Source organism: Paraburkholderia caffeinilytica (assembly GCF_046030355.1).
GTDB lineage: Bacteria > Pseudomonadota > Gammaproteobacteria > Burkholderiales > Burkholderiaceae > Paraburkholderia > Paraburkholderia caffeinilytica_B.
The window spans coordinates 230,184-256,393 of sequence record NZ_JAQQCQ010000006.1 but is presented as its reverse complement, the minus strand read 5'-3'; the positions used below and the strand labels follow the sequence as shown (position 1 = coordinate 256,393).

Here is a 26,210-nt window from a genome sequence, read left to right as displayed (position 1 = left end):
ACAATCAGCCTTGGCGCTTACAGCGCCGGCAACACCATTGCGTGGGCCGCTTCGTTCTGGCGCACGCGGAACGCCGCCAGCTTTTCCGCATATTCAGCACTCGTGCCGCTCAGAATCGACACCGCGAACAACGCTGCATTCGCCGCGCCCGCTTCACCGATTGCAAACGTGGCGACCGGCACGCCCTTGGGCATCTGCACGATCGAATGCAACGAATCGACACCCTTCAGATATTTGCTCGCCACCGGCACGCCGAGTACCGGCACCGTGGTTTTGGCAGCCAGCATGCCCGGCAGATGCGCCGCGCCGCCCGCGCCCGCGATGATCGCGCGAATGCCGCGCTCGCGTGCGCTCTCGGCATACGCGAACATCTCGTCGGGCATCCGGTGCGCGGACACCACCTTGGCTTCGTACGGCACGCCGAACTCTTGCAGAATCGCAACGGCGTTCTTCATCACTTCCCAGTCGGAACTGGACCCCATCAGCACGCCGACAACCGGCGCGGCGGGCGTATGGGCGGTCTGGACTTCACTCATCTTACGGCTTCCTTGTTTCTTGAGAGCGCCCCGCAACCTGCGGCTTCGCGCCAGGCCCCCGGGGGAACGTCCTGCGGGGCGGACAACTTGCGGCGGTCCGGCGTTTGGTTAAAGCGCCCCCGGTACCTGTCGCTTCGCGCCAGCCCCGTGGAGGAGTGATCCCCAAAGGGGACTTCCTCCGGGGCGTAAAACCTGGGGAGGCCCGACGTCTTCTCACGCTGTGCGGATCTAACCCGAAGCGCGGACTTAAGCGAGCTTGTGTCCGGTCAGGCGTTCAAGCGCTTCCTGGTACTTCTCGCCCGTTTTCGTGACCACGTCGTCCGGCAGCTTCGGTGCGGGCGGCTCTTTCTTCCACGGTTGGGTTTCGAGCCAGTCGCGCACGAACTGCTTGTCGAACGACGGCGGGTTGGTGCCGACCTGGTACTGGTCAGCCGGCCAGAAGCGCGACGAGTCGGCGGTCAGCGCCTCGTCCATCAGATACAGCTGGCCGTGGTTGTCCAGACCGAATTCGAACTTCGTATCCGCGATGATGATGCCGCGCGTTGCAGCATAGTCAGCGGCTTCCTTGTACAGCTTGATCGAGATGTCGCGGATCGTGGCCGACAGCTCGGTGCCGATGCGGCGTTCCATCTCGTTGTACGTGATGTTTTCGTCGTGGTGGCCCATTTCGGCCTTGGCTGCCGGCGTGAAAATCGGCTCAGGCAGCTTCTGCGCGTTTTGCAGGCCCGGCGGCAGTTCCACGCCGCATACCGAACCGGTTGCCTGGTAGTCTTTCCAGCCGCTGCCGGCCAGATAACCACGCACCACCGCCTCGACGAGGATCGGCTCGAGGCGCTTCACCACCACCGCGCGGCCCTTCACCTGCTCGACTTCGTCAGCCGCCACCACGGATTCGGGCGCCACGCCCGTGAGGTGATTCGGCACCACATGCTTCAGTTTCTCGAACCAGAAGTTCGCCATTTCGTTGAGCACGCGGCCCTTATTCGGAATCGGCTCGCCCATGATGACGTCGAACGCCGACAGACGGTCGGTCGTGACGATCAGCAACTGGTCGTTGCCCACCGCATAGTTGTCGCGGACTTTACCGCGGCCGAGCAGCGGCAGCGAGTGGAGCGTGGATTCGTAAAGGGTAGACATCGTCGTGGTTCGCTAAAAGTGGGGCAAAAAGTGTGGCCGGAACAAAAGGGAAACGCCGTTCCCCGGATGATGCGGGAACGGCGATCGAACGACAACCTGGCCTTTCGGCCAGGTGTAGCGCCTGGTTATAGCTTAGCGGACGACTTGCGCGAGTTCGCCCGATTTGTACTTCTCCGCGATTTTATCAAGCGAAACCGGCTTGATCTTGCCGGCCTGGCCTTCGCAGCCGAATTGGGTGAAGCGCTCGAGACAGATCTTCATCGCGGCTTCACGCGCCGGCTTCAGATAATCGCGCGGATCGAACTTGCCCGGGTTGGTCGCCATGTAGCGGCGGATCGCGCCGGTGATCGCCAGACGCAGGTCGGTGTCGATATTGACCTTGCGCACGCCGTTCTTGATGCCTTCCTGGATTTCCTCGACCGGCACGCCGTAGGTTTCCTTCATGTCGCCGCCGAATTCGCGGATTTCCGCGAGCAGTTCCTGCGGCACCGACGACGAACCGTGCATGACCAGGTGCGTATTCGGAATGCGCTGGTGAATTTCCTTGATGCGCTGGATCGACAGAATGTCGCCCGTGGGCTTCTTGCTGAACTTGTACGCGCCGTGCGACGTACCGATCGCGATCGCCAGCGCGTCGCATTGCGTCAGCTTGACGAAATCGGCGGCCTGCTCCGGGTCGGTCAGCAGTTGCTCGCGGGTCATCGTGCCTTCCGCACCATGGCCGTCTTCCTTGTCGCCCTTCATGGTTTCCAGCGAACCGAGCACGCCCAGTTCCGCTTCCACCGTGATGCCGATCGAATGCGCCGCTTCAACCACCTTGCGCGAGACGTCGACATTGTATTCGTACGATGCGACCGTCTTGCCGTCGGCTTCGAGCGAACCGTCCATCATCACGCTGGTGAAACCGCTGCGGATCGCCGCCATACAGACCGCCGGCGACTGGCCGTGATCCTGGTGCATCACGACCGGAATATGCGGGTACGACTCGACCGCGGCTTCGATCAGGTGGCGCAGGAACGGCTCGCCCGCGTACTTACGCGCGCCGGCCGACGCCTGCATGATGACCGGGGCGTTGACCTTATCCGCTGCGAACATGATCGCCTGCACCTGCTCCAGGTTGTTCACGTTGAATGCCGGAATGCCATAACCGTTTTCGGCGGCATGGTCCAGCAGTTGACGCATTGATACGAGAGGCATGCTTAACTCCTTAGATTGAAACGAATTCTGTGCCGCCGGCATCTTTTTTGGCGATTTTATCGCGAAGCAAGCTGGATACCCGTTCACACATTCCCTAAAGCGCGTCACCTGCGGACCTTTTACCGCACGCGCGATTGGAGTCTGTGCGCCGCCTCTCGCGGGGCATGACAGCCTGCTTCGCTCAATCAAGCCTGCGCCGATCAAGCAGTTTCCAACTTAAACAGTTTTCGGCTTAAGCCGAATCAATACGGCTCACCAACACGCACGATCTTCAGCGTATTCGTGCCGCCTGCCTGACCCATCGGCTCGCCGACAGTCAGCACCACCATGTCGCCGCGCGACGCATAGCCCTTGCTGACGACGGTTTCCAACGCCTGCTGCAACGCCGTGTCGCGGTCGGTGCTGGTATCCAGATGCAGCGACGTGACATTGCGGTAGATCGCCATGGCCCGCTCGCTGCCGACACGCGGCGTGAGCGCGAAAATCGGCACGTGCGTCCAGTGACGCGACATCCACAGCGCGGTCGAACCCGATTCGGTCAACGCGACGATTGCCTTTGCGCCCAGGTGGAACGCCGTGAACAGCGCTCCCATGGCGATGGACTGGTCGATGCGCGTGAACGTGCGGTCGAGGAAATCCTTGTCCAGCTCCGACTGCTCCGACTTCTCGGCTTCCACGCAGATCGCCGCCATCGTCTCGATGGTCTGCACCGGGTACTTGCCCGCGGCGGATTCGGCCGACAGCATCACCGCGTCCGTGCCGTCGAGCACCGCGTTGGCGACGTCCGACACTTCGGCGCGGGTCGGCACCGGAGCGTAGATCATCGACTCCATCATCTGGGTCGCGGTGATCACAAACTTGTTCGATTCACGCGCCATCCGAATCATGCGCTTTTGCAGCGCCGGCACTGCGGCATTCCCCACTTCCACGGCCAGGTCGCCACGCGCGACCATGATGCCGTCCGATGCGTCGAGAATGCCTTGCAGCGCCGGAATCGCTTCCGCGCGCTCGATCTTCGCGATCATCTTCGGCTTGATGCCGTAGGGCGCGCCCGCGATGTTCGCGAGCTGGCGGGCCATTTCCATGTCGGTGGCGTTCTTGGGGAACGATACCGCGACGAAATCCACGCCGAGCGACATCGCCGTGCGAATGTCTTCCATGTCTTTCGCGGTCAGCGCAGGCGCCGACAGGCCGCCGCCCTGGCGGTTGATGCCCTTGTTGTTCGACAGCTCACCGCCGATCTTCACCGTTGTGTGGATCTCGCTGCCGATCACGCGGACGACGTCCAGCACGATCAGGCCGTCGTTGAGCAACAGCACGTCGCCCGGTTTCAGGTCGCGCGGCAGGTCCTTGTAGTCGAGACCGGCGCGTTGCTCGTTGCCGAGTTCGCATTCGGCGTCGAGGATGAACGGCTCGCCAGCGACCAGCATGATCTTGCCGTTTTCAAACTTGCCGACCCGGATCTTCGGGCCTTGCAGGTCGGCCATGATGGCGACTTCGCGGCCGGCCTGGCGGGCCGCCTCGCGCACGAATTCGGCGCGCTGGCGGTGGTCGTCGGCGGTGCCGTGTGAGAAATTGAGCCGCACTACGTCCAACCCTGCCCGAATCATTTGCAGCAGGATTTCCGGCGTACTGGAAGCCGGTCCGATGGTAGCGACAATCTTGGTAGCGCGATGCATGAGTCTCCTCGTCTGGATGGGATCGCTGGAATGAGCGCTGCGAGTCGGATGCGGAGGCTGCGCACCGAAGGGTGCTACGGGGGGCTGCGCGCCGGTTGAAACCAGCGTCGCTTTATGGGGTGAAGCGGTGTTCGACACCAGCACGGAGCGTGCCGGCGGGGGTGCGAGCGCGACCTCAGCGTCCGGGAGTTCTGCCGGCGAGTGGGCGGCTTGTCCGATGGACAACTCCGCTGCCTCACTGGCAGTGGTCAACTCCGCGAGCGCGAGGGGCGACTCGGATTCCTGCTGCTGCGGGGCCGTCGCTTCAGCCACGGCCGTTGTGGCGGCGGAGCGCGCTTCGCGCTCCCCTGCCGTTGCTGCTGCGGTGTTGCGCGGCTTGCCGGTAGGCCGGCTGCCGCGCGCTTTTGCAGACTTCGCTGAGGGGGAGCGCGTCGCCACGTTAAGCCCGCGATTCCAGAACTGCGACAGCGGGTAGTGTCTTGCCCTCGAGGAACTCGAGGAAAGCGCCGCCGCCCGTCGAGATGTAGCTGACCTTGTCGTGGATGCCGTATTTGGCAATCGCGGCGAGCGTGTCGCCACCGCCTGCGATCGAGAACGCCGACGACTTGGCGATCGCGTCAGCCAGCGTCTTCGTACCGTTGCCGAACTGGTCGAATTCGAACACGCCGACCGGGCCGTTCCACACGATCGTGCCGGCCTTTTCAAGTTGCGCGGCGAGTACCTTGGCGGTTTCCGGTCCGATGTCGAGGATCAGGTCGTCGTCTTGAACGTCCGCGACGGCCTTCACTTCTGCCTTGGCAGTCGGCGAAAACTCTTTCGCTGTGACCACGTCGGTCGGGATCGGCACCGAGGCGCCGCGGGCTTTCGCTGCGTCGATGATCGCTTTGGCTTCGGCGACCAGATCGGCTTCGGCGAGCGACTTGCCGATCTTCAGGCCGGCCGCCAGCATGAACGTATTGGCGATGCCGCCGCCGACGATCAGCTGATCGACCTTGTCGGCCAGCGACTTCAGAATAGTCAGCTTGGTGGACACCTTCGACCCGGCGACGATCGCCACCAGCGGACGCTTCGGCGCGCCCAGCGCCTTGCCGAGCGCTTCGAGCTCAGCAGCCAGCAGCGGGCCGGCGCACGCGACCGGCGCGTATTTGGCAATGCCGTGCGTGGTGGCTTCGGCGCGGTGCGCGGTGCCGAATGCGTCATTCACGTAGATGTCGCAGAGCTTCGCCATTTTCTGCGCGAGCTCGTCGGAATCTTTCTTTTCGCCCTTGTTGACGCGGCAGTTTTCCAGCAGCACGAGCTGGCCCGGCGCAACGTTCACGCCGTTTTCGACCCAGTTGGCGACCAGCGGCACGTCACGGCCGAGCAACTCCGCCAGACGCTTCGCGACCGGCGCGAGCGAATCTTCCGGCTTGAATTCGCCTTCGGTCGGGCGGCCCAGGTGCGACGTGACCATCACGGCAGCGCCCGCGTCCAGCGCGGCCTTGATCGCCGGCACGGAGGCACGGATACGGGTGTCTTCGGTGATGTTGCCTTGATCGTCCTGCGGCACGTTCAGATCGGCGCGGATGAACACGCGTTTGCCGGACAGCTTGCCTTCGGCGATCAGATCGGAGAGACGCAATACCTTGTTCATGGGCGTGTAGGTGCGAGTTGATGGGAAGGCGGTGGCAGACGACGCGCTGGGGACCCCAAGCGCGGCGAACTCCAGCGCTTCGGCACGGCAGCGGCTCCACTGAGTCGGGCGCCGGCGGCAGGGCCGCGGCGGTCGCGCCATGCAGCGGCGCGCTTATCCCGGAAACGACCATTTTAACTGATCCACACTGCCTTCTGACTCGCGGCCAGGCGAATGTCCCGTATTTGGAGGATGCACCGCGCATGTCGCGGCGCAGCATTTTCAGTTCAATCAACTACATGAAGAGACGCAGGAGCGTGAACACGACCATTCCCACCACAATCGTGCCAAGCATGGTGCGCCGCCACATAAACCATGCGAGACCGGACAGCGTCGCGTAAAACTCGTGATTCGACGGCGCGAACGAAAGCCCCTCCGGCGTCGCCAGCACATCGGGCAGCACGACGGCGGCCAACGCCGCGGCCGGCGCATAGCGCAGCATTCGCTGGACGCGCGCCGGCAAAACCGTGCGCTCGCCGCCGATTAGAAACATCGCGCGTGTCACCGCGGTGACGAAGGTCATGCCGATAATGGCCAGCCAGATCTGCGTGGATGTCATCGGGAATCTCCGGCGCTGTTACGGATGCGGCGCAAGTCGGCGCGCTCGACCATCAGATCGGCCGCGCTGCCGGCGATAATCGCCGCGATTACCGCGAGCGGCAGCGCGAGCCGGTACGGCAGGTCGAACGCGAGCAGCGACACCAGCCCGGCAATGCTGACGGCGACCAGCGTGGAACGCGTGGCAATGGCCGACACCATGATGGGCAGCAGCGCCAGCGTGCCGGCCAGCGCGAGGCCCCAGTTGTCCGGAATCAGGCTCGCCAGCAAAATGCCGACGATCGACGACACCTGCCACGACAGCCAGCTGCACGTCGCCATGCCCCAGAAGTACGCCTCCTTGCCCGGCACGTAACCGGTCTGGAAACTCTTCTTCTGGAACAGCAAATAGATCACGTCGCCGTTGAAATAACCGAGCACGATGCGCCGCCACATCGGCAGATAGGAAAAATGTGGCGCGAGACCGGCGCTGAAGATCACGAAACGCGTATTGACCATTGCGGCGGTGAGCAGCACGGTCCAGATCGGCAGTTTGGCGGCCAGCAACGGCAGCACGGCCAGTTGCGATGAGCCGGCGTAGCACAACAGCGACATGGTGAGCGCCTGCGGCAGCGTGAGCACGGACTTGCTCATGGCGATGCCGGTGACGAGGCCCCAGGAGAAGATCGCCATCAGCGTGGGCGAATAGTCGCGCGCGCCCTCACGAAAGGCACGGCGATCGGTATCTGACAGGCGAGCGAGCATCAGGCGAAACGCGGGCGCCACGGGGCGCCGCAACGAAGGGAGGTCGGCGCCAGGTCGTCAAGCACCCGCTGGCGCATCCGGATTTGAATTATGCGTGCGCCGAATTATAGCGTCCGGTATGCGGCCAAATGCCCGTTCCTTGTGCAAAAGACGCTAAAATAACGCTCTTTCACCGCACCGCTGGAGAATCGTATGTCAATGGCCGACCGCGACGGCAAGATCTGGATGGATGGCAAGCTCATCGATTGGCGCGACGCCAAGATCCACGTGCTCACCCACACGCTGCATTACGGCATGGGCGTTTTCGAAGGCGTACGCGCCTACAAGACGGCGGACGGCGGCACGGCGATTTTCCGCCTCCAGGAACACACCAAGCGCCTCCTGAATTCGGCCAAGATCTTCCAGATGGACGTGCCGTTCGACCACGAAACGCTGGCTGCCGCGCAGTGCGAAGTGGTCCGCGAAAACAAGCTGGAATCCTGCTACCTGCGCCCGATCATCTGGGTCGGCTCGGAAAAGCTCGGCGTGTCGGCCAAGGGCAACACGATCCACGTGGCGATCGCCGCCTGGCCGTGGGGCGCTTACCTCGGCGAAGACGGTATCGCCAAGGGCATCCGCGTGAAGACCTCGTCGTTCACGCGCCATCACGTGAACGTGTCGATGGTCCGCGCCAAGGCGTCGGGCTGGTACGTGAACTCGATCCTCGCCAACCAGGAAGCCATTGCCGACGGGTACGACGAAGCGCTGCTGCTCGACGTAGACGGCTACGTGTCGGAAGGATCGGGCGAAAACTTCTTCCTCGTGAACAACGGCAAGCTGTACACGCCGGACCTGTCGTCGTGCCTCGACGGCATTACGCGCGACACGGTCATCACGCTGGCGCGCGACGCGGGCATCCAGGTGATCGAAAAGCGCATCACGCGTGACGAGGTCTATACCTGCGACGAAGCGTTCTTCACCGGCACCGCCGCGGAAGTCACGCCGATCCGCGAACTCGACAACCGCACGATCGGCTCGGGCGCACGCGGCCCGATCACCGAGAAGCTGCAATCGGGCTTCTTCGATATCGTCAACGGCAAGAGCGAGAAGTACGCGCACTGGCTCACCAAGATCTAACGCGCGCTGCGCCGGCTTTGGCCCTTGGCCTTTTTGCCGGCGCAACGCACGCACCCTGCATACAACGAGAAAGCCCCCATGAGCGAAATCAAGGAAATGCCGCTGGTCGAACTGTCGGCAAAGGATCTGCCGGCGTATTGCCCGAATCCGGCCATGCCGCGCTGGAGCGCGCATCCGCGTGTCTTTATCGACGTCACGCACGGCGAAGCGAAATGCCCGTATTGCAGCACGCGTTACAAGCTGCGCGACGGCGAAGTGGTCAAGGGTCACTAATCTTGTGAACACTGAGCGCTGATCGCTTGCTGCGCTCTTTGCCGGCGCGCCTGCTGTCTGGGTCGTCATGCGACGGGCCGGCGGTGCTTTGGCAACCGGTGACGGCAACGCAAGCGCTTCGCAGCAACGCCGCAGCCGCGGCGGGGCCGGCCATGCCGGATCCGCGCCGCAAGGCTCGCGGCTTTTCCCTTTTTATACAATCGAACGCCACGCGCATAGCGCGCGCGGCGCTTCGTTTCGATACCGGACACTCACTCTGATGCGTCGCGCGTTGGTTATCGCACCGAACTGGATCGGTGACGCATTGATGGCGCAGCCGCTGTTTGCGCGCCTCGTGAAATTGCATCCGCGCATCGTGATCGACGCGGTCGCGCCCTCGTGGGTCGCACCCGTGCTCGAACGCATGCCCGAGATTCGCGACGTCTACGCAACCGACCTCGCGCACGGCAAGCTGCAGATGCTGCGCCGCTGGCAGTTGGCGAGCGACTTGCGCGATGTCGGCTACGACGCGGCCTATGTCCTGCCGAACTCGCTCAAATCAGCGCTGATTCCGTGGATGGCGGGCGTTCCGCTGCGCATCGGCTACACCGGTGAGAGCCGCTACGGCCTGCTCAACGTGCGTCACGCGAATCCACGCAAAGACGAGCGCCCGCCGATGGTCGGCCACTACGCCGCCCTCGCCTACGCGCCCGGCGCCAAGGTCCCCGACGACCTGCCCATGCCGCGGCTCGACGCGGACCTGAACGAAGCATCGCGGGTATCGGCGCGCTTCAATCTGGACACGCGTGTGCCGTTGCTGGTGTTCTGTCCGGGTGCCGAGTACGGTCCGGCCAAGCGCTGGCCGCCCGAGCATTTCGCAGCGCTCGCGCAGATCGTCGGTCAGTCGTTCCCCTACACGCAGATCGTCGCGCTCGGCTCGCCGAAAGACGCGCCGCTTGCTCAGGCCATCGCCGAAAAAGCGCCGAACGTGCGCAACCTGTGCGGCCAGACCGCGCTGAGCGAGGCTTGCGCGTTGATCTCGCGGGCCAACGCGGTCGTCACCAACGATTCCGGCCTGATGCACGTGGCCGCCGCGCTGCGCCGGCCGCTGGTGGCCGTGTATGGTTCGACCGATCCGCGCCACACGCCGCCCTTGTCCGAGCTCGCGAAGGTACAATGGCTTCATCTCGAATGCAGCCCCTGTTTTCAGCGCGAGTGTCCGCTTGGGCATCTGAACTGCCTGAGGCAGTTGAGTGCCGAGCAGGTATTCGGCGATTTGCGCGGCATGTTGCTTGCGCAACGTTGAACCCGGCTGATTCGGCTGATACTTGCACGCAACACCGCACGCCCTGAGCGCGTCGCGTCATGTTCGCGCCTTGCGGCGCGGGCATCCTCGCGCTTGGGTGCGATTGTCCGGTGCTCCGGACTGTCCCGCTGACCGCTGCCCCGCAACCGCGCGCCGCGCACAAGAGACTGACGAGCCATGCCACGTTTTGCCCATATCTTCGAAGCCGCCGCCGATACGCTGAACGCCTATTACCAGGCCATCGCCGAAGTGAATATCGACAGCTTGATGGGCCTGTGGATCGATGAGGAATTCGTCAGTTGCATCTGCGCCGACGGCTCCCACCTGCACGGCCTCGAGAGCATTCGCGCCGGCTTGCAAATCCAGCTTGAAACCGCGCCCGTTTCGATTGAACCGCTCGATATTCGCGTCTACGACAGCCTCGGCACCGTCGTCTACGCCATTGCCGAAGCGCACCGCCCGGCCGATCCGAAGGCGGCACCCGCGATGGTGTTCACCACTTACGTGATGGTCCACGAACGCGGCGAATGGCGGATCGCGCATATTCATGCGAGTCCGATGCCGAATGAGGCAGCCAGTCAGTTCGCGACCAAGATGCGGCATGGTCAGGGGTCGCTGCACTGACGTCTGTCGGGCGTTTCGTCTGGTTTGCCTGGGTTTGCCTGATTCACCGTTTTACTTTTTTGCTTCGACGCCGGCATGAGCACGCCCCGCAGGAAGTCGCCCGCCCCGAACGATGTCCCCCGCCCCGACGGCAATTCCCTTGGGAAAACGGAGGATTGGGGAACGACGCACAATCAATCCGCTTCCACCGGCGTAGCGCGCGCTGCGGCCGCCGTCGAGGCCACCGTCGAGCTGCTCTACCGCTCGCCGCTCTGGCTGCCGAACCGGCATGTGCAGACCATTGTCCCGGCGCTGTTTGCGCGCCGCCCGGCCGTCACGTTCCGGCGCGAGCGCTGGGATACGCCGGATGGCGATTTCATCGATCTGGATTGGGTGGTGCATGACGGAACGACCGCCGCAGCGCACATCCCAGCCTCCCTGCCTCGCCTTCCCGCCGACACCGCGCCGCTGTTCGTTCTGTTTCACGGCCTCGAAGGGGGTTCAACGTCGCACTATGCCGCCACGTTGATGGCGGCTGCGCGCGAGTACGGCTGGCACGGCGTGGTGCCGCACTTTCGCAGTTGCAGCGGGCCGCTGAATCGGTTGCCGCGTTTCTACCATCTCGCCGACAGCAACGAGGTCGACTGGATCCTGCGGCGCTTGCGCGCCGCGCATCGTGGGCCGATTGTGGCGGCGGGCGTATCGCTCGGCGGCAATGTGCTGCTGCGCTGGCTCGGCGAGCGGCGCGAAGATGCGTCGCCGGTGCTCTCGGCCGCCGCGGCGATTTCAACGCCGATCGACGTGCACGCGGGCGGCCGCGCGTTGTCGCAGGGCTTCGGCATGATCTACACGCGCAGTTTTCTGAAGACGCTGAAGCAGAAGGCCGAGCGGAAGCTGACTCAGTTTCCGGGGCTGTTCGACCGCGATGCCATGCTGGCGAGCCGCACCATGTATGACTTCGACAACGTGGTGACAGCGCCGCTGCACGGCTTTCGCGATACGAACGACTACTGGAGCCGCGCGACCACCCGGCCATTGCTGCCGGGAATCGTCGTGCCGACCCTGGTGCTGAACGCGCGCAACGACCCGTTCTTGCCGGCTGAAGCGTTACCGGCACAGCACGAGGTATCGGCGGCGGTAGAACTCGATCAACCCCAACACGGCGGCCACGCGGGCTTTATGACCGGGCCGTTTCCGGGCCGCATCGACTGGTTGTCGCGGCGCGTGCTCGGCTATCTGGAACAGTACGTCGATCATGGATGACATCGTCAAGCAGGCATTGGTCAAATGGCCGAACGTGCCGAGTTGCACGGGATGGTTAATGCTGGACCGGCGCGGCAACTGGCGCATGCGGGACGAAGCCGCCCAGGCTAGCGGTGAGCCAGGAACTGCGATTCGGCATGAGGCGTTGCTCGGGTTTATCAATCGGAATTACGGCGCCGACGAGCATGGGCAGTGGTTTTTCCAGAATGGGCCGCAGCGGGTGTATGTCGAGTTGGGCTATACGCCGTGGGTGGTGAGATTGTCGGCCGATACCGCTGGGGGGCTGACCTTGACGGATCAGGCCGGTGGGGCTTTCGAGCCTTCAGCTGTGTTTGTCGACGATGAAGGCGGGATTCTCTTTGCCGACGGTTCGACGCCGCCGAGGGTCGCTGTTTTGCACGATCACGACCTCGAGGTTTTTTCTGATCACGCAACGTTGGCCGACGATTCGATGAGCGGGGCGTTTCGCTGGAACAATGGGGTTGTGCTGCCCTTGCAGGGTGTGCGGCGAAATGAGGTTGCCGCGCGGTTCGGGTTTGTCGATAGTCCGGCTGCGAGCGCTTAAGTCTTTTGCCCGCCTGGCGTCTGGGTCCTGTCCACGCCCCTGTTCCGGTCAGATAGCGAAGGCCAGAAGCAATCCCTAACTCTTCTCGTCAAGCCGCTCCTCTTTATAGCGGCTCTCCATTTCATGGAGCCGGGCGTCGACGGTCGCGAGATCGTAGTAGCCGATCGCCTTCAGATCCCGCGCTTCCTCCAACTGCCGGATCGCCGACGGCCACGCCCCCTCGAGTGCGAATTTTTCGGCGAGCGCCCGATGCTGCGTCAGTGCATCGCCACTGCCGGCGCTTGCCTGCGCGAGATACATCCACCAGGCAGGCTGATCGGGTTGCGCACGCGTCTCCTTCCGGGCCAAAGCTTGCGCGTCGGCATATCGCTTCAAGGTCAGCAAGGTCTGGATATGCATATCGATCGCGGCGTTCGATTGCGGCCAGCGCTTCTGCGCAAACTCGGCCAGACGAGCCGCCTCGTCGTCCCGCCCGGCGCGGCGTGCGATATCGGCCGCCAGCACGTCGAGGCTCGGCGAACTACGCATGGGCTCGCCTTCGCCGCGCTCGCCCGCGGCAAATGCAGCGCGCGACGAAGCCAGCGACGCGATCGCATCGTCATAGCGCTCGAGCAGCATCTGTCCGTATGCAATCCCGTACCAGTTCGCGGCGACGTTCACCGCGGTACGGTCCTCGATTTCGGAGCGCAGACGCGAAATCTCATCCGCATATTCACTACGCGAGCGGTCCTGCAGCAAGCGCGCCCGCGCCCGCACGAATCCGTATTCGGACGTCTGGTGCGGTTGCCGGTAAGGCGCGCGGCGCGCGCGGTCTTCCATGTCGGCAATCCGCTCGCCAGTCAGCGGATGAGTGCGCGCGTAAGCCGGTATGCCCGTGTCGCTCATCGCCGCGCGATCGAGACGGCCGAAAAACGTCGTCATCGCGTAGGGATCGTAGCCTGCGCCGGCCAGCAGCAGAAAGCCGACGCGATCCGCTTCGTGCTCGGCGGACCGTGAGAAACGCAACTGGTTGTCGATCGCATAAGCCTGGCCGCCAATCGCAATCGCGCTGCCAAGGTCCCCGCTATGCGCGAGCACGCCCGCCAGAATGCCGAACAACAGCCCGGCAAGCGCGGCGTAGGAACTGCGCTCGCCAGTGGTGATCATCCGCGAAATGTGCCGCTGCAAGACGTGGCCCATCTCGTGGCCGAGCACGGAGGCGAGTTCGGACTCGGTCTGCGTCGTCACGATCAAACCGGTGTTCACGCCGATAAAACCACCCGGCAGCGAGAAAGCGTTGATCTGCGTGTCGCGGACCGCGAACAGCTCGAAGTCCGGGCGATAGCCGCCGATGTACAACGCGTTCGCCGCCGCCGAGAGTTTCGCGGCGACCGAGTTCAGATAGTCGCGCACGAGCCAGTCGTCGAGATAGTCGGGGTCGCGTCGCAACTCGCGCATCACGCGCTCGCCGAGCTTGCGCTCGGCTTGCGGCGTCAGCGAGCCGGAGCCGCCGTTGCCGAGATCGGGCAATTGCTGGGTGACGATTGGGGCGCGCCAACTGGCGGTCGCCCCAGCGTTGCCGGAGAGCCGGCTCTGCGCGCCGCCATAGACACCGAATACGCCTCGGGCGATGTCGGGCGGCACGATGGGGTCGGCGAAAGTTTCGACCGGTCCGCTTTCCAATGGCGGTTCCGCGGACTGCATGTTGAGCGCGAGGCTCGTGCTCGCGCTCGTATTCGCGTTGGTATTCGATACGCCGCGCGATTGCGCGTACGCGCCCGGCGGCGCCGCGAGCGCGACTGACAATAACGCAGCGAGAAACCGTTTCGAACGCATTGCGAGGTCGATATGACGAAGTCGAAAAGCGACGCCCGCCGCTCGGACTAAGATAGCGGGCATAGGGTGATTGTAATCATCTCGACCCGCCCAATCACGCTGCTATGATAGGCGCCCTCTGAAGGAGCCCAACCATGCCTGAACTCACTCATTTCGACGCTGCCGGCCAGGCGCATATGGTGGACGTCGGCGGTAAGCAGGAAACCAGGCGCATCGCGGTCGCGCGTGGCTCGATTCGCATGCTGCCGGAAACGTTCGCGCTGATCCGCGACGGCAACGCCAAGAAAGGCGACGTGATCGGAATCGCGCGCATCGCGGCGATTCAAGGCTCGAAGCGCACCGCCGATCTGATCCCGCTATGTCACCCGCTCGCGCTGACCCGCGTAAAAGTGGATTTCGATCTCGATGAGACGTTGCCCGGCGTGCATTGCACGGTGCAAGTGGAGACGCTGGGACGCACGGGCGTGGAGATGGAAGCGCTAACCGCCGTGCAAGTCGGACTGCTGACCGTGTACGACATGTGCAAGGCGGTGGATCGGGGGATGACGATTACTGATGTGAAAGTGCTGGAGAAGCACGGGGGGAAGTCGGGGGATTGGGTGGCGGCGGGTTAGGGCATTCATTTTTTTGGTTTTTCACCCACCCACATCTTCTTCATCCCGATATCGACGCAAAGTTGAGTCATATCGCGCCCGACGCACATATCCGTCAAAATGAGGTCTTGTCCGACGCGTGCCCCCCAAAAAGGTATGCGTAGGGCATCGATCAGGCAATGGAACGGGCGGCGGCAAGCCCAGATTATTCGCAAACGATACCTTCGTTTGAAATACATGAAGAACTCGTTGTAAAAACATAGACGTGCTTTCTAAATCACAACGTCCGGGGCTCAAGCATGAATAGATCTGCCACTCTGAGGTTCATGGCCATTGTTTTGGCCGTTATTTTTGGCGTCTGGATTGGTGCCTGGATTATGGCTACAGAGCCGATCTTCAAGTCAATGACTTCTCAGCCGCTTGCAGATATGTTCAGCAGTATCAATGCTCTTTTTGCTGGTCTGGCATTCGCCGGCGTAATCATCACTGTCTACTATCAAATTTACGAACTAAAAGACACCCGTGAAGAGTTGAAGCGGACGGCCGATTCAAGCGCAACCACGGCGAGAGCCGCGGCCGAGACCGCGGCAGCAAATCTGAAAATGGTCGCGCACTCTGATGAGCAGGCGATACTCGACCTGTTCAAAATATACTGCAGCGAGTATTTCCAGACGGTGAAGGACTCATCCATGAGCGTCTTGATTCCATGTGTGGCTAGCAAGAAATATTACGACTTCGTGGTCACTCGCTTCTTCGTTGCGGAGCAAATGGAGTTCCCTGCGGATTGTTGGGAAAAAGTTTCGAAGGCGACCTACTGCAAGGACTTCGACGATTTTTTGAAAAGCGAACAACGGTACCGCTACAAGCTTGATGAGTTAATCAATTTCTTTACGCTATTGACTGGGAAAAGTAACTCCAAGGAAATCATTGCCAGGTGCGACTTCTCGTACTCATGGTGGCGCCCGCTGTTCTGGATGATCGCGATGGGCCAGGAACAGCGCTACGCGAGTAATGAGCAGGTTAGAAAGTATGGGACGGCGCCCTATTTTATGGCGGTCACCAGAAAGCTTGACGAGATCTATGGCCTAACGCCATTCAAAACGAATTCGGAGGCCTGGGAGTTCATCATTAACCATCCAAAAGTTAAACATTACGGCATAGACAGCGAATTTATCGCGTTGATCCAAGGTCAATAAAAACCGCAAATTTATTCAGCTTAAGCATCTGCAAGAAATATGACATTGGAGACTGCTTAGAGGCCTCGCCATAATTCGGCTATTGCGACCATCCGCACGGCGCTTTCACTAAGATTGTGGTCACAATTGATCCTTACATCGCGCCAGAGTCGGATGCTGCCTGCTGTCACACTGTCGAGGATGGTGCGTGCAAGGACGGATTGTTGCTTGACGATTGCCACGATGTGAAGGTGCTGGAGAAGCACGGCGAGAAGTCAGGAGATTGGGTGGAGCGGGTTGATGACGACCCGCTACACCTCTACAGCTACAGCTACAGCTACAGCTACAGCTACAGCGAAGAATGAGACTACAAACAACAGCGCCGCTCAATCGTCGTCGCTGTCGTCGTCCTGATTGACATCGCCCGGCGGCATGCCGTAACGCTTGACCAGTTCCGCCTTGAAACCGGCCAGCGTCTTCTGCTCATCGCACAGCTCATACACATAGGCCAGCTGCGACGGCCAGTCCTTCAACTCCTGAGCAAAGATCTTCAGACGCTCGACAGTGTCGAACGCCCCTGCCGTATCGCCGCTCAGCGCCTGCAGCACCGCATACCGGCGTAGCACGGTTTCGCCCGGCAGCAGCGCAATCGCCTGCTTGTGCATGGCGAGTTTGTGCTGCAGGTTCATCGCATTCATGGGTTCCAGCGTAGCAAGACCATACTCGCCCCACGCCTGGAACAGGAACGACGGATCCGCCCGATACTGCTCTGCCGGACGCGAGCCGTAATACAGCACCTCGGCGCGCGCGTAATCCTTGTAGACCGGATACAGCGCGGCTAGCCCGCCGAAAACGACCACCACGAACGCGCCGAATGAAAGGCGGCCAGGCACGAGGCGCAGCGGCCGTGTCTCGAGCAACCCGAACACGAACATCGCCGGCAGCAGGAAAAACATGTACTGCTGCGGATACTCGACCAGCGCGTGCATGACCAGCACACCGATCAGCGCGATACCGAACACGCGGGCGGCGCTCTGCGGCGCGCGGACCACGCGCACCAGCCATGTGATCAGGCCGAACAGCACGATCGCGAGGCCGATCAAACCGGTCTTCGCGAGCAGGTCGATGAAAATATCGTGCGAGTTGTTGGCGATCTCGACGCCGCCCAGCGACTTCACGTATTCAAACTGGTAGCTCGGAAACTCGCCCCAACCGACACCCAGCAGCGGATGCGTTTTGAACATCGTCCAGCCGTACTTCCACAGTGCAAGGCGCGGCGCGATCTGGCCGGCGTCCTTGAAGCGCTCGGCCGCCGACTGCCCAAGCTCCAGGTGATAGTGCACATTGGCCCAGCGGATCAACGCATTGATGACGAAAAACAGCACCGCCAGCGCGATCGGGATCAGCCATTCGCGATTGCTGCGGCGGAGCAGCGGCTGACTACGCGTCTGCGCGAAGGCCATCCAGAAACCCGCCACTACGATCACACCCATCTGCAGCCAGGGGCCGCGAGACACGGTCAGCGCGAGCCCAACGGCGAAAATCGTCGACACGAGCAGCCAGATGCTGAGTGCAAGACGGCGCGTCTGCACGAGGAACAGCGCACCTGCCATCGCGAAGGCGATATAAGTGGCGAGGTGATTCGCCTGCGCCATATTGCCGAACGGCCGACGCTCGACGGTCACGTTATAGGCGACAACCAGCGGCGACACGCGCACCTCGAGGTGAAACAACTGGATCACCTGGCAGAACACCGCAAACAGGCCGCCGGCGATCAACGCCCCGGCTGCCCAGCGCAATGCCGTTTCATTCAGCCTGGCGCGTGTGAAGCCGTATCCGGCGTGCGTCGCCATGAGTGCGGCGAGCAGGTAACCGCCGCCGAGCCAGTTCATCGACGGCTGCGAGACCGGTAGCAGCACCGATTGCGCCACCAGCACGAGCCCGAACAGCAACGGCACCAGCGCAACAACCGGCGAAGCAAACGTCACGCGCGGACTGGCCGTCCACACCAGCAGCACGACGCCCGCGCCCGTCAGCAAATACAGCGCGAGCGCCGTGAATTCAGCGTAGAAGGTCGGAATCGGATACGTGTGGTTGGCGACGGCATAAGGCAGCACCAACGCGAGAGCCAACAGAATGAGAGACAGGTAGCGCGCAAATGGGGTGGGCATCGAGTAACCGGTGGGCGTCAGCAACCGGCGCACTATACAAAAAAATTCTCCTGCTGTGCGCCGGCCGGGCTGAAATATCCCGAAAATCAGCCTTTTACGTTCAGACGGCTACTCATCCGATCACTCTCGCCATCGCTCAGGCGCGGCACTCAGGCGGTGCAAGATTCGATGGTAGCGACGGCGCGTTGGCAGGTGCAGGCCCGGCGCCCGGTGCGGGCAACGAGGAGGCCGTTTTGCCGCCGGCGAAGCATTCCCAGGCGACAGCGCCCGCCTGCACGACGCCCTTGCTCAGGGCAATCCGCGCAGTCGGGGCGTCGGCATTGTCCGGTACCGAGGGCACCAGCGTCAGCGTATTCGATCCCGCCGGCGCGACGCGCGTTGTAAAAGCGACGGTGATCTGGCCAGTGTCGTCGTCGACGTGAACGGACTCGACGTTGCGGGTGGCCGGCGGCGACGCATAACCGCCGCCGAACGCATTGCCACTCGCGGCGTTTTCGGACACCGCGAGCCGCGCAGATGCCGCCAGCGAGAGACCCTCGCCGACGCGGCTACGGGCCAGATAGTCCTGATACGCCGGAATCGCATAGGCCGCGATGACACCGACAATCGCCAGCACGATCATCAGCTCGATCAGCGTAAAGCCGAAACCGAAGCCAAAGCGGCGACAGGCTTGTGCGAGGGACACGGTCCAGCGCGCTCGTTCGAGCACGCTCCGTGGTGAACGCGTGGACTGTGAAAAAGGGGAATACGGCAAAGTAACGGTCATCGGCAGGCTCCTGAAACGAAAAACGCCTGCCCCTCGAATCGGGGACAGGCGTTTCAATCGTAGCCAGCAGTGAGCGTTCCACACAGTCAGCCGAATGGCTAACGTTGCGCCGACGCGGCGGTGTTCAGGTTAGTCCAGGTCGGCGTGCGGCTCGCGTTGCGCTGGTTCGCTCGTGCCTTAAGTTCAGGTTCAACCCATCGTGCAGCATGTGCCGCAACGCTCGTCGACTAAAACCAAAACTCAGATTCTGCGTCAAGCCGCCGCACGATTCGCATTACGGCGCTTAAGCAGATAACCGACGATCACGACGAACAGCGCGCCGGCGATGCTCATACCGTATTCGGCCACCGGCGAATCCAGAATCGGCCAACGGTCGCCGGCCGGGTCGTTGATGATCAGGCCGCCCGCGATCCAGCCCAGCAAAGCAGCGCCAAGCGTGATGACGATCGGAAAGCGGTCGAGCAGCTTCAGCACCAACTGGCTGCCCCACACGATCAACGGAATGCTCACCAGCAGCCCGAAAATCACCAGCGCCAGCCGATGCTCCGGATCAGCCGCCTCGGCGGCGCCGGCAATCGCGATCACGTTGTCGAGACTCATCACCGCGTCCGCAACGATGATGGTCTTGATCGCCGATATCAGCTTATCCGCCGGCTTGACGTTCTCATGGACGTCATGCGCGGGCGCCATCAGCCGCACGCCAATCCACAACAGCAACAGGCCGCCGGCGAATTTCAGCAAGGGCACGTCGAGCAGCGCCACGGCAAACGCAATCAGCGCAACGCGCAGCACGATGGCGCCGGCCGTGCCCCACAGCACGCCTTTCGTACGCTGCGCAGGCGGCAGATTGCGGCAGGCAAGCGCGATCACGACGGCATTGTCGCCACCCAGCAGGATGTCGATAACGATGATCTGAATGACTGCGCCCCAATGGAGCGTGGCGAAAAACTCGAGCATGAGTAAAAGAATAAGAAGGAATCGGCCGCGCGAGCAATAAAAAAGCGGAGGAGTCTACACTCCCCCGCTTTTTAGGACTGCCCGCTCACGAAAGGGTTTCGTAAGCGTATCAAAAACGCGCCGTGACTGCGCGCGAATTTCGTTTTTACAGCATCGCCTTCAGAAGACGCGCCATTTCCGACGGGTTCTTCGTGACCTTGATGCCGCAGGCTTCCATGATTTCCAGCTTGGCTTCAGCCGTATCCGCACCGCCCGAGATCAGCGCGCCGGCGTGGCCCATGCGCTTGCCCGGAGGCGCCGTGACACCTGCGATAAAGCCGACCACCGGCTTCTTCATGTTGTCCTTGATCCACTCAGCGGCATTCGCTTCGTCCGGACCGCCGATCTCGCCGATCATGATGACGGCGTCCGTTTCCGGATCGTCGTTGAACATCTTCATCACGTCGATGTGCTTCAGACCGTTGATCGGGTCGCCGCCGATACCGACTGCCGACGATTGGCCAAGGCCGATCGCCGTCAATTGGCCGACTGCTTCATACGTCAGCGTGCCCGAACGCGACACGACGCCGATGCGGCCCTTGCGGTGGATGTGACCCGGCATGATGCCGATCTTCAGTTCGTCCGGCGTGATCGTGCCCGGGCAGTTCGGTCCGAGCAGCAGCGTCTTGCTGTTCTTTGCGCGCATGCGTGCCTTGAGCTCGATCATGTCACGGACAGGAATGCCTTCCGTGATACAGATGGCGAGATCCAGGTCGGCTTCGACGGCTTCCCAGATGGCAGCCGCAGCGCCTGCCGGCGGCACGTAAATCACCGACACGGTCGCGCCCGTTTCAGCCTTGGCTTCAGCGACGCTAGCGTAGATAGGAATGCCTTCGAAATCTTCGCCGGCCTTCTTCGGGTTCACGCCTGCAACGTACGCTTCGCGGCCGTTTGCATATTCACGGCAAGCACGCGTATGGAACTGACCGGTCTTGCCGGTGATGCCCTGCGTGATGACCTTGGTGTCTTTGTTAATCAGAATCGACATGTATTGACCTCTGTTCGTTTGGCGCCGCGCGGTGGCGCCACGAGGCAGGATGTTCTCCGCCCGCGCCGCTCACGCGCCGCCATTCGTAATCCTGGTTATCCTGGCAGGAGCGCCTGACTACAGCGCCCCGCAACAGCCGCCTGGAAATCGCTTGGCTCAGCTAAGGCTTACGCCTTGCCCGAAGCGGCCGCGACGACCTTCTGAGCCGCTTCTTCCATGCTGTCTGCCGCAATGATCGGCAGGCCGGATTCAGCGAGCATCTTCTTGCCCAGGTCTTCGTTCGTGCCCTTCATGCGAACCACGAGCGGCACCTTCAGCGACACGGCCTTCGACGCCGCGATCACGCCTTCCGCGATCACGTCGCAGCGCATGATGCCGCCGAAAATGTTGACCAGAATCGCGGTCAGGTTCGGGTTCTTCAGCATGATCTTGAACGCTTCCGTGACCTTCTCGGTCGTGGCGCCACCGCCCACGTCCAGGAAGTTCGCCGGTTCGCCGCCGAACAGCTTGATGGTGTCCATCGTTGCCATTGCGAGGCCAGCGCCGTTCACGAGGCAGCCGATGTTGCCGTCGAGCGAAATGTAGGCGAGGTCGAACTTCGACGCTTCGACTTCAGCCGGATCTTCTTCGTCCAGATCGCGATACGCGACGATTTCCGGATGACGGAACAGTGCGTTCGAATCGAAGTTGAACTTGGCGTCCAACGCGATGACCTTGCCGTCGCCGGTCAGGATCAGCGGGTTGATTTCGGCCAGCGACGCGTCGGTTTCCCAGAATGCCTTGTACAGGCCTTGCAGGATCGCGCGTGCTTGCGGCAGCGAAGCGGCGGGCACGCCGATCTTCGTGGCGAGCTCGTCGGCTTCGGCGTCTTTCAGACCGGTCGACGGGTCGACAGCGATCTTGTGGATCAGCTCAGGCGTCTTTTCCGCGACTTCTTCGACGTCCATGCCGCCTTCGCTCGATGCCATCACGACGATCTTCTGCGAAACGCGATCGATCACCAGGCCGACATACAGTTCCTTCTTGATGTCAGCGCCTTCTTCGATCAGCAGACGATTCACCTTCTGGCCTTCCGGACCGGTCTGGTGCGTGACGAGCTGCATGCCGAGGATCTGGTTCGAGAATTCACGAACCTGTTCCAGCGACTTGGCGACCTTCACGCCGCCGCCCTTGCCACGGCCACCCGCATGGATCTGAGCCTTCACGACCCATACCGGGCCGCCGAGCTCTTCCGCGGCCTTGACCGCATCATCCACCGAGAAGACCGGCTTGCCGCGCGGTACCGCGACGCCGAATTTCCGCAGGATTTCCTTACCCTGGTACTCGTGAATCTTCATGCGTGATTCCCTTCAGTCTGAGAGTTGGATTGAACTTCGTTTCCGCTGCCGTCATTCATGCCGGACGCGTTGCCGCCCTCACCTGTCTGGCGGGCTGCCCCGTGGCCTGACGATGCCGCGCGATCCGCTGTATACGGAGCGCGGCCATACCAGCGCGGATAAAACTGTTGCACCGCCTCGCCGTCGAAACGCAGCGCGTGGCAGCGTCCCAGCTGGAATGGCGGTTTATTGTTGGAATGCTCGTCTGTACTGTCTTTGCTTCTGGCCTGCTCGGTCCCGGAACTCGCCGCTGCACCCGGCGTGCCTTCATTGGTGTTCCACACGTCGCCGGCGAACGCCTGGATCGCTGCGGTCGGCAGGATCGCGCACAACTCGGTGAGATGCGTGCACCCTGCCGTGCCGGCCAGCAAACGGGCAGCATCGCGACGGAAGTTGTTGAACAGATTGAGCCCGATGAGGGCACGGTAGGCGGGATTGCTGGCCTGGCACAACCCTGGATAGGGCACCCAGTCGGACGACGCTTCGGCGTCGACGACGTTGAGCTTGCGATCGATGGTGATGCGAAGCCAGAGTTCATGGATCGGCTGACCATTGGGCCGGACGCCCGACGCAAGCACCACATCGCGCGGTTTTTCGTCGGTCAAGCACGCTTCCACATCCCACAGGCCATCGGCTCGCTCATAGGCTTCCGCTCTGATTGCGCGACGGTGGCGCAACTGACGGGATACTGGCGGGGAGAGCGGCATGCGGGAAGGAAAGGCCGGATTGGAAAACCCATGAATTTTAGCATACTGGGTATTTGAGACAGGCCGGAATACGCAGGGCCGCCCAGCAGGCCGGAGAGCGCGATAGACGCTATCTCAAAGTGGGACCCGCGCAGGTATCCGGCACGCGCGGTGCGCCAAACGGGATAGCGCAGCTAGCCGCCGCGTCACTCCTCGTCGAACCCTTTGAGAATTTTGCCGATCGTGGCGCCCGAGAAACCGCGCGATGCCAGAAAACGCGCCTGTTTGGCCCGCTCGGCGGCAGTGTCGGGAAGCCGGTCGAATTTCTTACGCCAGACGGCTTGAGCGCGCGCCAGTTCGGTTTCGCGCAGCTGGGCACTGGCTTCTTCAACCAGCGTTTGGTCCACCGCATGCTGCTTCAATTCGCCGACGATCCGGCTCGCGCCCAATCGCGACGCGCGCCGATGGATCAGGCTTTCGGCAAAACGCGAGTCAGACAGCCAGTTTTCAGCTTCCAGCGAATCGAGCACGGTGTCCAGCGAATCGGTTTCTTCGACGAATGGCTTCAACTTGCGCGCCAGTTCGGAGCGGCTGTATTCACGCCGGGACAAATAGCCGAGCGCACGCCCTTTTAGCGAACGGGCCGGGCGTTGGGATTTTTTTGCGTCGTCCTGCTCTGGCTTCGCCTCGCCAGGCGTGCGGCGCGAGCGGGAGTAAGTAGTTTCGGACGGATCTATTGCAGCCTGCGCGGATGGATCAGGTTGCGGCTGGCGACCTTCGGCGCGATCGTGCGCGTCGAATGACTCGAAAGGGTCGTCGAAGGGATCTGCGTCATCGACACGCGGGCCGTCCGCGTTGCGCCCAGCATTTGCAGCTCTGGACAGCGGCCGGCCCTTGCGTATCACGTGCGGGTTACTCTTCTTCGCCTGCGACTTCAGCGGCCGCGCCGGTCGCCACTTCCGCCATGGCATTCACGCCCAGCGACTCGCGGATACGGTTTTCGATCTCACGGGCGATGTCCGGATTTTCGCGCAGAAATTCGCGCGCGTTGTCCTTACCCTGACCAATACGTTCGCCGTTGTAGCTATACCAGGCGCCGGCCTTGTCGACGATCTTGGCCTGCACACCGAGGTCGATGACTTCGCCCTGACGGGAAATGCCCTCGCCATACAGAATGTCGAAAATCGCTTCGCGGAACGGCGGCGCAACCTTGTTCTTCACCACCTTCACGCGCGTTTCGTTACCGATCACTTCGTCGTTCTTCTTGATCGAACCGATCCGGCGAATATCCAGACGCACCGACGCGTAGAACTTCAGCGCGTTACCACCCGTGGTGGTTTCCGGGTTGCCGAACATCACACCGATCTTCATACGGATCTGGTTGATGAAGATCACGAGGCAGTTCGTGCGCTTGATCGTACCGGTGAGCTTGCGCAGCGCTTGCGACATCAGACGCGCTTGCAGACCCGGCAGCGAATCGCCCATTTCGCCCTCGATTTCAGCCTTCGGCACGAGTGCCGCGACCGAGTCGATCACGATCATGTCGATCGAGCCCGAGCGCACCAGTGCGTCGGCAATTTCGAGCGCCTGTTCGCCGGTATCCGGCTGCGAAACCAGCAGGTCGTTGACGTTCACGCCGAGCTTGCCCGCGTACTGGATGTCCAGCGCATGCTCCGCGTCGATAAACGCTGCCGTGCCGCCGAGCTTCTGCATTTCGGCGACGACTTGCAGTGTCAGCGTGGTTTTACCGGACGACTCCGGACCGTAAATTTCGACCACCCGGCCACGCGGCAAACCGCCGACGCCCAGCGCGATATCGAGGCCGAGTGATCCCGTTGAGACCACCTGGATATCTTCGACCGCCTCACCTGCGCCGAGCCGCATGACCGACCCTTTGCCGAACTGCTTTTCGATCTGCGCAAGCGCGGCAGCGAGTGCCTTGCTCTTTTCAGCAGTCAGTCCAGCCGAGCCTTTCTTGCTTTCTTCCATGAATCGTCCTTTGCTATGATGAACGGCGTCTGAGGCAGATGTGCGGCCCGCCTTTTCAAGATTCTTGAAGGACAGCACACGAAACTCAGACACTGTATAAAAAAACAGTAGTTTTGGCAAGCGCGATTCTCATGCGAACGCGCATTTTTACCGTCGCGCTGCCCAACTACCCACAATAATTTTCGGAGACCGCTGTGCGCCAGGGAGACACCCCACGGTGCCGGCAACGCCAGGTTGGCGCACCATGCGAATTCTGATTGCCGAAGACGACAGCATACTCGCGGACGGTCTGGTTCGATCACTCCGCCAATCGGCCTATGCCGTCGATCATGTGAAGAACGGCGTCGAGGCCGACACCGCCCTGTCGATGCAAACTTTCGACCTGCTGATCCTCGATCTGGGCCTGCCGCGCATGTCCGGACTCGAGGTGCTGCGCCGCCTGCGTGCCCGCAACTCGACCGTGCCGGTGCTGATTCTCACGGCGGCGGACAGCGTCGATGAGCGCGTCAAGGGCCTCGATCTCGGCGCCGACGATTACATGGCCAAACCCTTCGCGCTGAACGAACTCGAGGCGCGCGTGCGCGCCCTGACCCGGCGCGGCGCCGGCGGCGGCCCGACGGTGGTGCGGCACGGTTCGCTGTCTTTCGACCAGGTCGGCCGGATCGCCTCTGTCAACGAGCAGGTGATCGATCTGTCGGCGCGCGAACTCGGTTTGCTCGAAGTGCTGCTGCAACGGATCGGGCGGCTGGTATCGAAGGAACAGCTCGTCGACCATCTGTGCGAATGGGGCGAAGAAGTCAGCAACAATGCGATCGAAGTCTACGTCCACCGGCTGCGCAAGAAGATCGAGCCGAGCGGCGTGCGCATCATTACGGTGCGGGGTCTCGGGTACTGCCTCGAGAAAGCCGCCCTGCCGTCAGCCGCGAACGCGAACCTCAGCGCCAACGCGCCCGCTGAGCCCGAGCCGCCCTCCTCGCCGCCGTCGGCCGCGATGCCGGCGAGCCATCACTACAAATAGAGGACGCTC

Annotated in this window: 26 protein-coding genes; 10 read left to right on the top strand and 16 right to left on the bottom strand. The window is 62.2% G+C overall.

Annotated elements, in window-relative coordinates; genetic code table 11:
• Positions 1-17 precede the first annotated feature (17 nt).
• The 7 genes from purE to PQQ95_RS12400 form a co-directional block, all read right to left on the bottom strand.
• Positions 18-536 carry a 5-(carboxyamino)imidazole ribonucleotide mutase gene (gene purE, locus PQQ95_RS12430; protein ID WP_408437669.1) on the bottom strand — a complete coding sequence of 173 codons (519 nt, stop codon included), beginning with the start codon at positions 534-536 and terminating at the stop codon, positions 18-20.
• A 246-nt stretch (positions 537-782) separates the two neighbouring features.
• A complete protein-coding gene (locus PQQ95_RS12425) occupies positions 783-1,673 on the bottom strand; it encodes a phosphoribosylaminoimidazolesuccinocarboxamide synthase (protein WP_028196245.1) in 891 nt (296 codons plus the stop codon).
• 132 nt (positions 1,674-1,805) lie between these two features.
• Positions 1,806-2,870: a class II fructose-bisphosphate aldolase gene (gene fba / locus PQQ95_RS12420; protein WP_408437668.1), complete on the bottom strand. Its 1,065-nt coding sequence runs from the start codon at positions 2,868-2,870 to the stop codon at positions 1,806-1,808.
• A 242-nt stretch (positions 2,871-3,112) separates the two neighbouring features.
• On the bottom strand, positions 3,113-4,549 hold the full coding sequence (pyk, locus tag PQQ95_RS12415) for a pyruvate kinase (RefSeq protein ID WP_408437667.1): 1,437 nt from the start codon (positions 4,547-4,549) through the stop codon (positions 3,113-3,115).
• A 439-nt stretch (positions 4,550-4,988) separates the two neighbouring features.
• Positions 4,989-6,182, bottom strand: a complete 1,194-nt coding sequence (locus PQQ95_RS12410; RefSeq protein WP_408437666.1) for a phosphoglycerate kinase — start codon at positions 6,180-6,182, stop codon at positions 4,989-4,991.
• Between the two features lie 274 nt (positions 6,183-6,456).
• Entirely contained in the window at positions 6,457-6,780 is a 324-nt protein-coding gene (locus tag PQQ95_RS12405) for an AzlD domain-containing protein (RefSeq protein ID WP_408437665.1), read from the bottom strand.
• Positions 6,777-7,523 (bottom strand): AzlC family ABC transporter permease, encoded by a 747-nt coding sequence (locus tag PQQ95_RS12400; protein WP_408437763.1) that lies wholly within the window; start codon positions 7,521-7,523, stop codon positions 6,777-6,779. Before PQQ95_RS12400 ends, PQQ95_RS12405 begins: the two co-directional genes overlap by 4 nt.
• A 192-nt stretch (positions 7,524-7,715) precedes the next feature.
• On the opposite strand from PQQ95_RS12400, the gene PQQ95_RS12395 reads away from it, so the two are divergent.
• From PQQ95_RS12395 to PQQ95_RS12370, 6 genes are all read left to right on the top strand, one after another.
• On the top strand, positions 7,716-8,639 hold the full coding sequence (locus PQQ95_RS12395) for a branched-chain amino acid transaminase (protein WP_408332320.1): 924 nt from the start codon (positions 7,716-7,718) through the stop codon (positions 8,637-8,639).
• Positions 8,640-8,717: 78 nt separating this feature from the next.
• Positions 8,718-8,912: a zinc-finger domain-containing protein gene (locus tag PQQ95_RS12390; RefSeq protein ID WP_007180502.1), complete on the top strand. Its 195-nt coding sequence runs from the start codon at positions 8,718-8,720 to the stop codon at positions 8,910-8,912.
• Between the two features lie 259 nt (positions 8,913-9,171).
• Entirely contained in the window at positions 9,172-10,197 is a 1,026-nt protein-coding gene (gene waaF / locus PQQ95_RS12385) for a lipopolysaccharide heptosyltransferase II (protein WP_408437664.1), read from the top strand.
• 177 nt (positions 10,198-10,374) lie between these two features.
• Positions 10,375-10,821 carry a nuclear transport factor 2 family protein gene (locus PQQ95_RS12380; protein WP_408437663.1) on the top strand — a complete coding sequence of 149 codons (447 nt, stop codon included), beginning with the start codon at positions 10,375-10,377 and terminating at the stop codon, positions 10,819-10,821.
• 75 nt (positions 10,822-10,896) lie between these two features.
• A complete protein-coding gene (locus tag PQQ95_RS12375) occupies positions 10,897-12,063 on the top strand; it encodes a YheT family hydrolase (RefSeq protein WP_408437662.1) in 1,167 nt (388 codons plus the stop codon).
• A complete protein-coding gene (locus PQQ95_RS12370) occupies positions 12,056-12,628 on the top strand; it encodes a DUF2946 family protein (protein WP_408437661.1) in 573 nt (190 codons plus the stop codon). Before PQQ95_RS12375 ends, PQQ95_RS12370 begins: the two co-directional genes overlap by 8 nt.
• Positions 12,629-12,703: 75 nt before the next feature.
• On the opposite strand, the gene PQQ95_RS12365 is transcribed toward PQQ95_RS12370, so the two are convergent.
• Positions 12,704-14,443, bottom strand: coding sequence for a M48 family metalloprotease (locus PQQ95_RS12365; protein WP_408437660.1), 1,740 nt, complete (start codon positions 14,441-14,443; stop codon positions 12,704-12,706).
• A gap of 134 nt (positions 14,444-14,577) precedes the next feature.
• Here PQQ95_RS12365 and moaC point away from each other — a divergent pair, with 134 nt between their 5' ends.
• The 3 genes from moaC (at position 14,578) to PQQ95_RS12350 (ending at position 16,576) form a co-directional block, all read left to right on the top strand.
• Entirely contained in the window at positions 14,578-15,057 is a 480-nt protein-coding gene (moaC, locus tag PQQ95_RS12360) for a cyclic pyranopterin monophosphate synthase MoaC (RefSeq protein ID WP_408437659.1), read from the top strand.
• Positions 15,058-15,362: 305 nt separating this feature from the next.
• Complete coding sequence (locus PQQ95_RS12355; protein ID WP_408437658.1) at positions 15,363-16,232, top strand: hypothetical protein; 870 nt, start codon at positions 15,363-15,365, stop codon at positions 16,230-16,232.
• Between the two features lie 203 nt (positions 16,233-16,435).
• Entirely contained in the window at positions 16,436-16,576 is a 141-nt protein-coding gene (locus PQQ95_RS12350; RefSeq protein WP_408437657.1) for a hypothetical protein, read from the top strand.
• A 21-nt stretch (positions 16,577-16,597) separates the two neighbouring features.
• Here the strand turns inward: PQQ95_RS12350 and PQQ95_RS12345 are convergent, their stop codons facing one another.
• From PQQ95_RS12345 to recA, 8 genes are all read right to left on the bottom strand, one after another.
• Complete coding sequence (locus PQQ95_RS12345; RefSeq protein WP_408437656.1) at positions 16,598-18,382, bottom strand: PglL family O-oligosaccharyltransferase; 1,785 nt, start codon at positions 18,380-18,382, stop codon at positions 16,598-16,600.
• Positions 18,383-18,518: 136 nt separating this feature from the next.
• Positions 18,519-19,148 (bottom strand): pilin, encoded by a 630-nt coding sequence (locus PQQ95_RS12340; protein ID WP_408437655.1) that lies wholly within the window; start codon positions 19,146-19,148, stop codon positions 18,519-18,521.
• Positions 19,149-19,400: 252 nt separating this feature from the next.
• Positions 19,401-20,105 (bottom strand): TerC family protein, encoded by a 705-nt coding sequence (locus tag PQQ95_RS12335; RefSeq protein ID WP_408437654.1) that lies wholly within the window; start codon positions 20,103-20,105, stop codon positions 19,401-19,403.
• A 145-nt stretch (positions 20,106-20,250) separates the two neighbouring features.
• Positions 20,251-21,132: a succinate--CoA ligase subunit alpha gene (sucD, locus tag PQQ95_RS12330; RefSeq protein WP_111929475.1), complete on the bottom strand. Its 882-nt coding sequence runs from the start codon at positions 21,130-21,132 to the stop codon at positions 20,251-20,253.
• Between the two features lie 167 nt (positions 21,133-21,299).
• Positions 21,300-22,469: an ADP-forming succinate--CoA ligase subunit beta gene (gene sucC / locus PQQ95_RS12325; RefSeq protein WP_097390343.1), complete on the bottom strand. Its 1,170-nt coding sequence runs from the start codon at positions 22,467-22,469 to the stop codon at positions 21,300-21,302.
• Positions 22,466-23,215 (bottom strand): DUF2889 domain-containing protein, encoded by a 750-nt coding sequence (locus PQQ95_RS12320; RefSeq protein ID WP_408437653.1) that lies wholly within the window; start codon positions 23,213-23,215, stop codon positions 22,466-22,468. Before PQQ95_RS12320 ends, sucC begins: the two co-directional genes overlap by 4 nt.
• 185 nt (positions 23,216-23,400) lie before the next feature.
• Positions 23,401-24,165 (bottom strand): recombination regulator RecX, encoded by a 765-nt coding sequence (recX, locus tag PQQ95_RS12315; protein ID WP_408437652.1) that lies wholly within the window; start codon positions 24,163-24,165, stop codon positions 23,401-23,403.
• Complete coding sequence (gene recA / locus PQQ95_RS12310; protein WP_054034441.1) at positions 24,107-25,183, bottom strand: recombinase RecA; 1,077 nt, start codon at positions 25,181-25,183, stop codon at positions 24,107-24,109. The genes recX and recA overlap by 59 nt, the downstream gene beginning before the upstream one ends.
• Before the next feature lie 244 nt (positions 25,184-25,427).
• On the opposite strand from recA, the gene PQQ95_RS12305 reads away from it, so the two are divergent.
• Positions 25,428-26,201 (top strand): response regulator, encoded by a 774-nt coding sequence (locus PQQ95_RS12305; protein ID WP_408437651.1) that lies wholly within the window; start codon positions 25,428-25,430, stop codon positions 26,199-26,201.
• Positions 26,202-26,210: the final 9 nt, after the last annotated feature.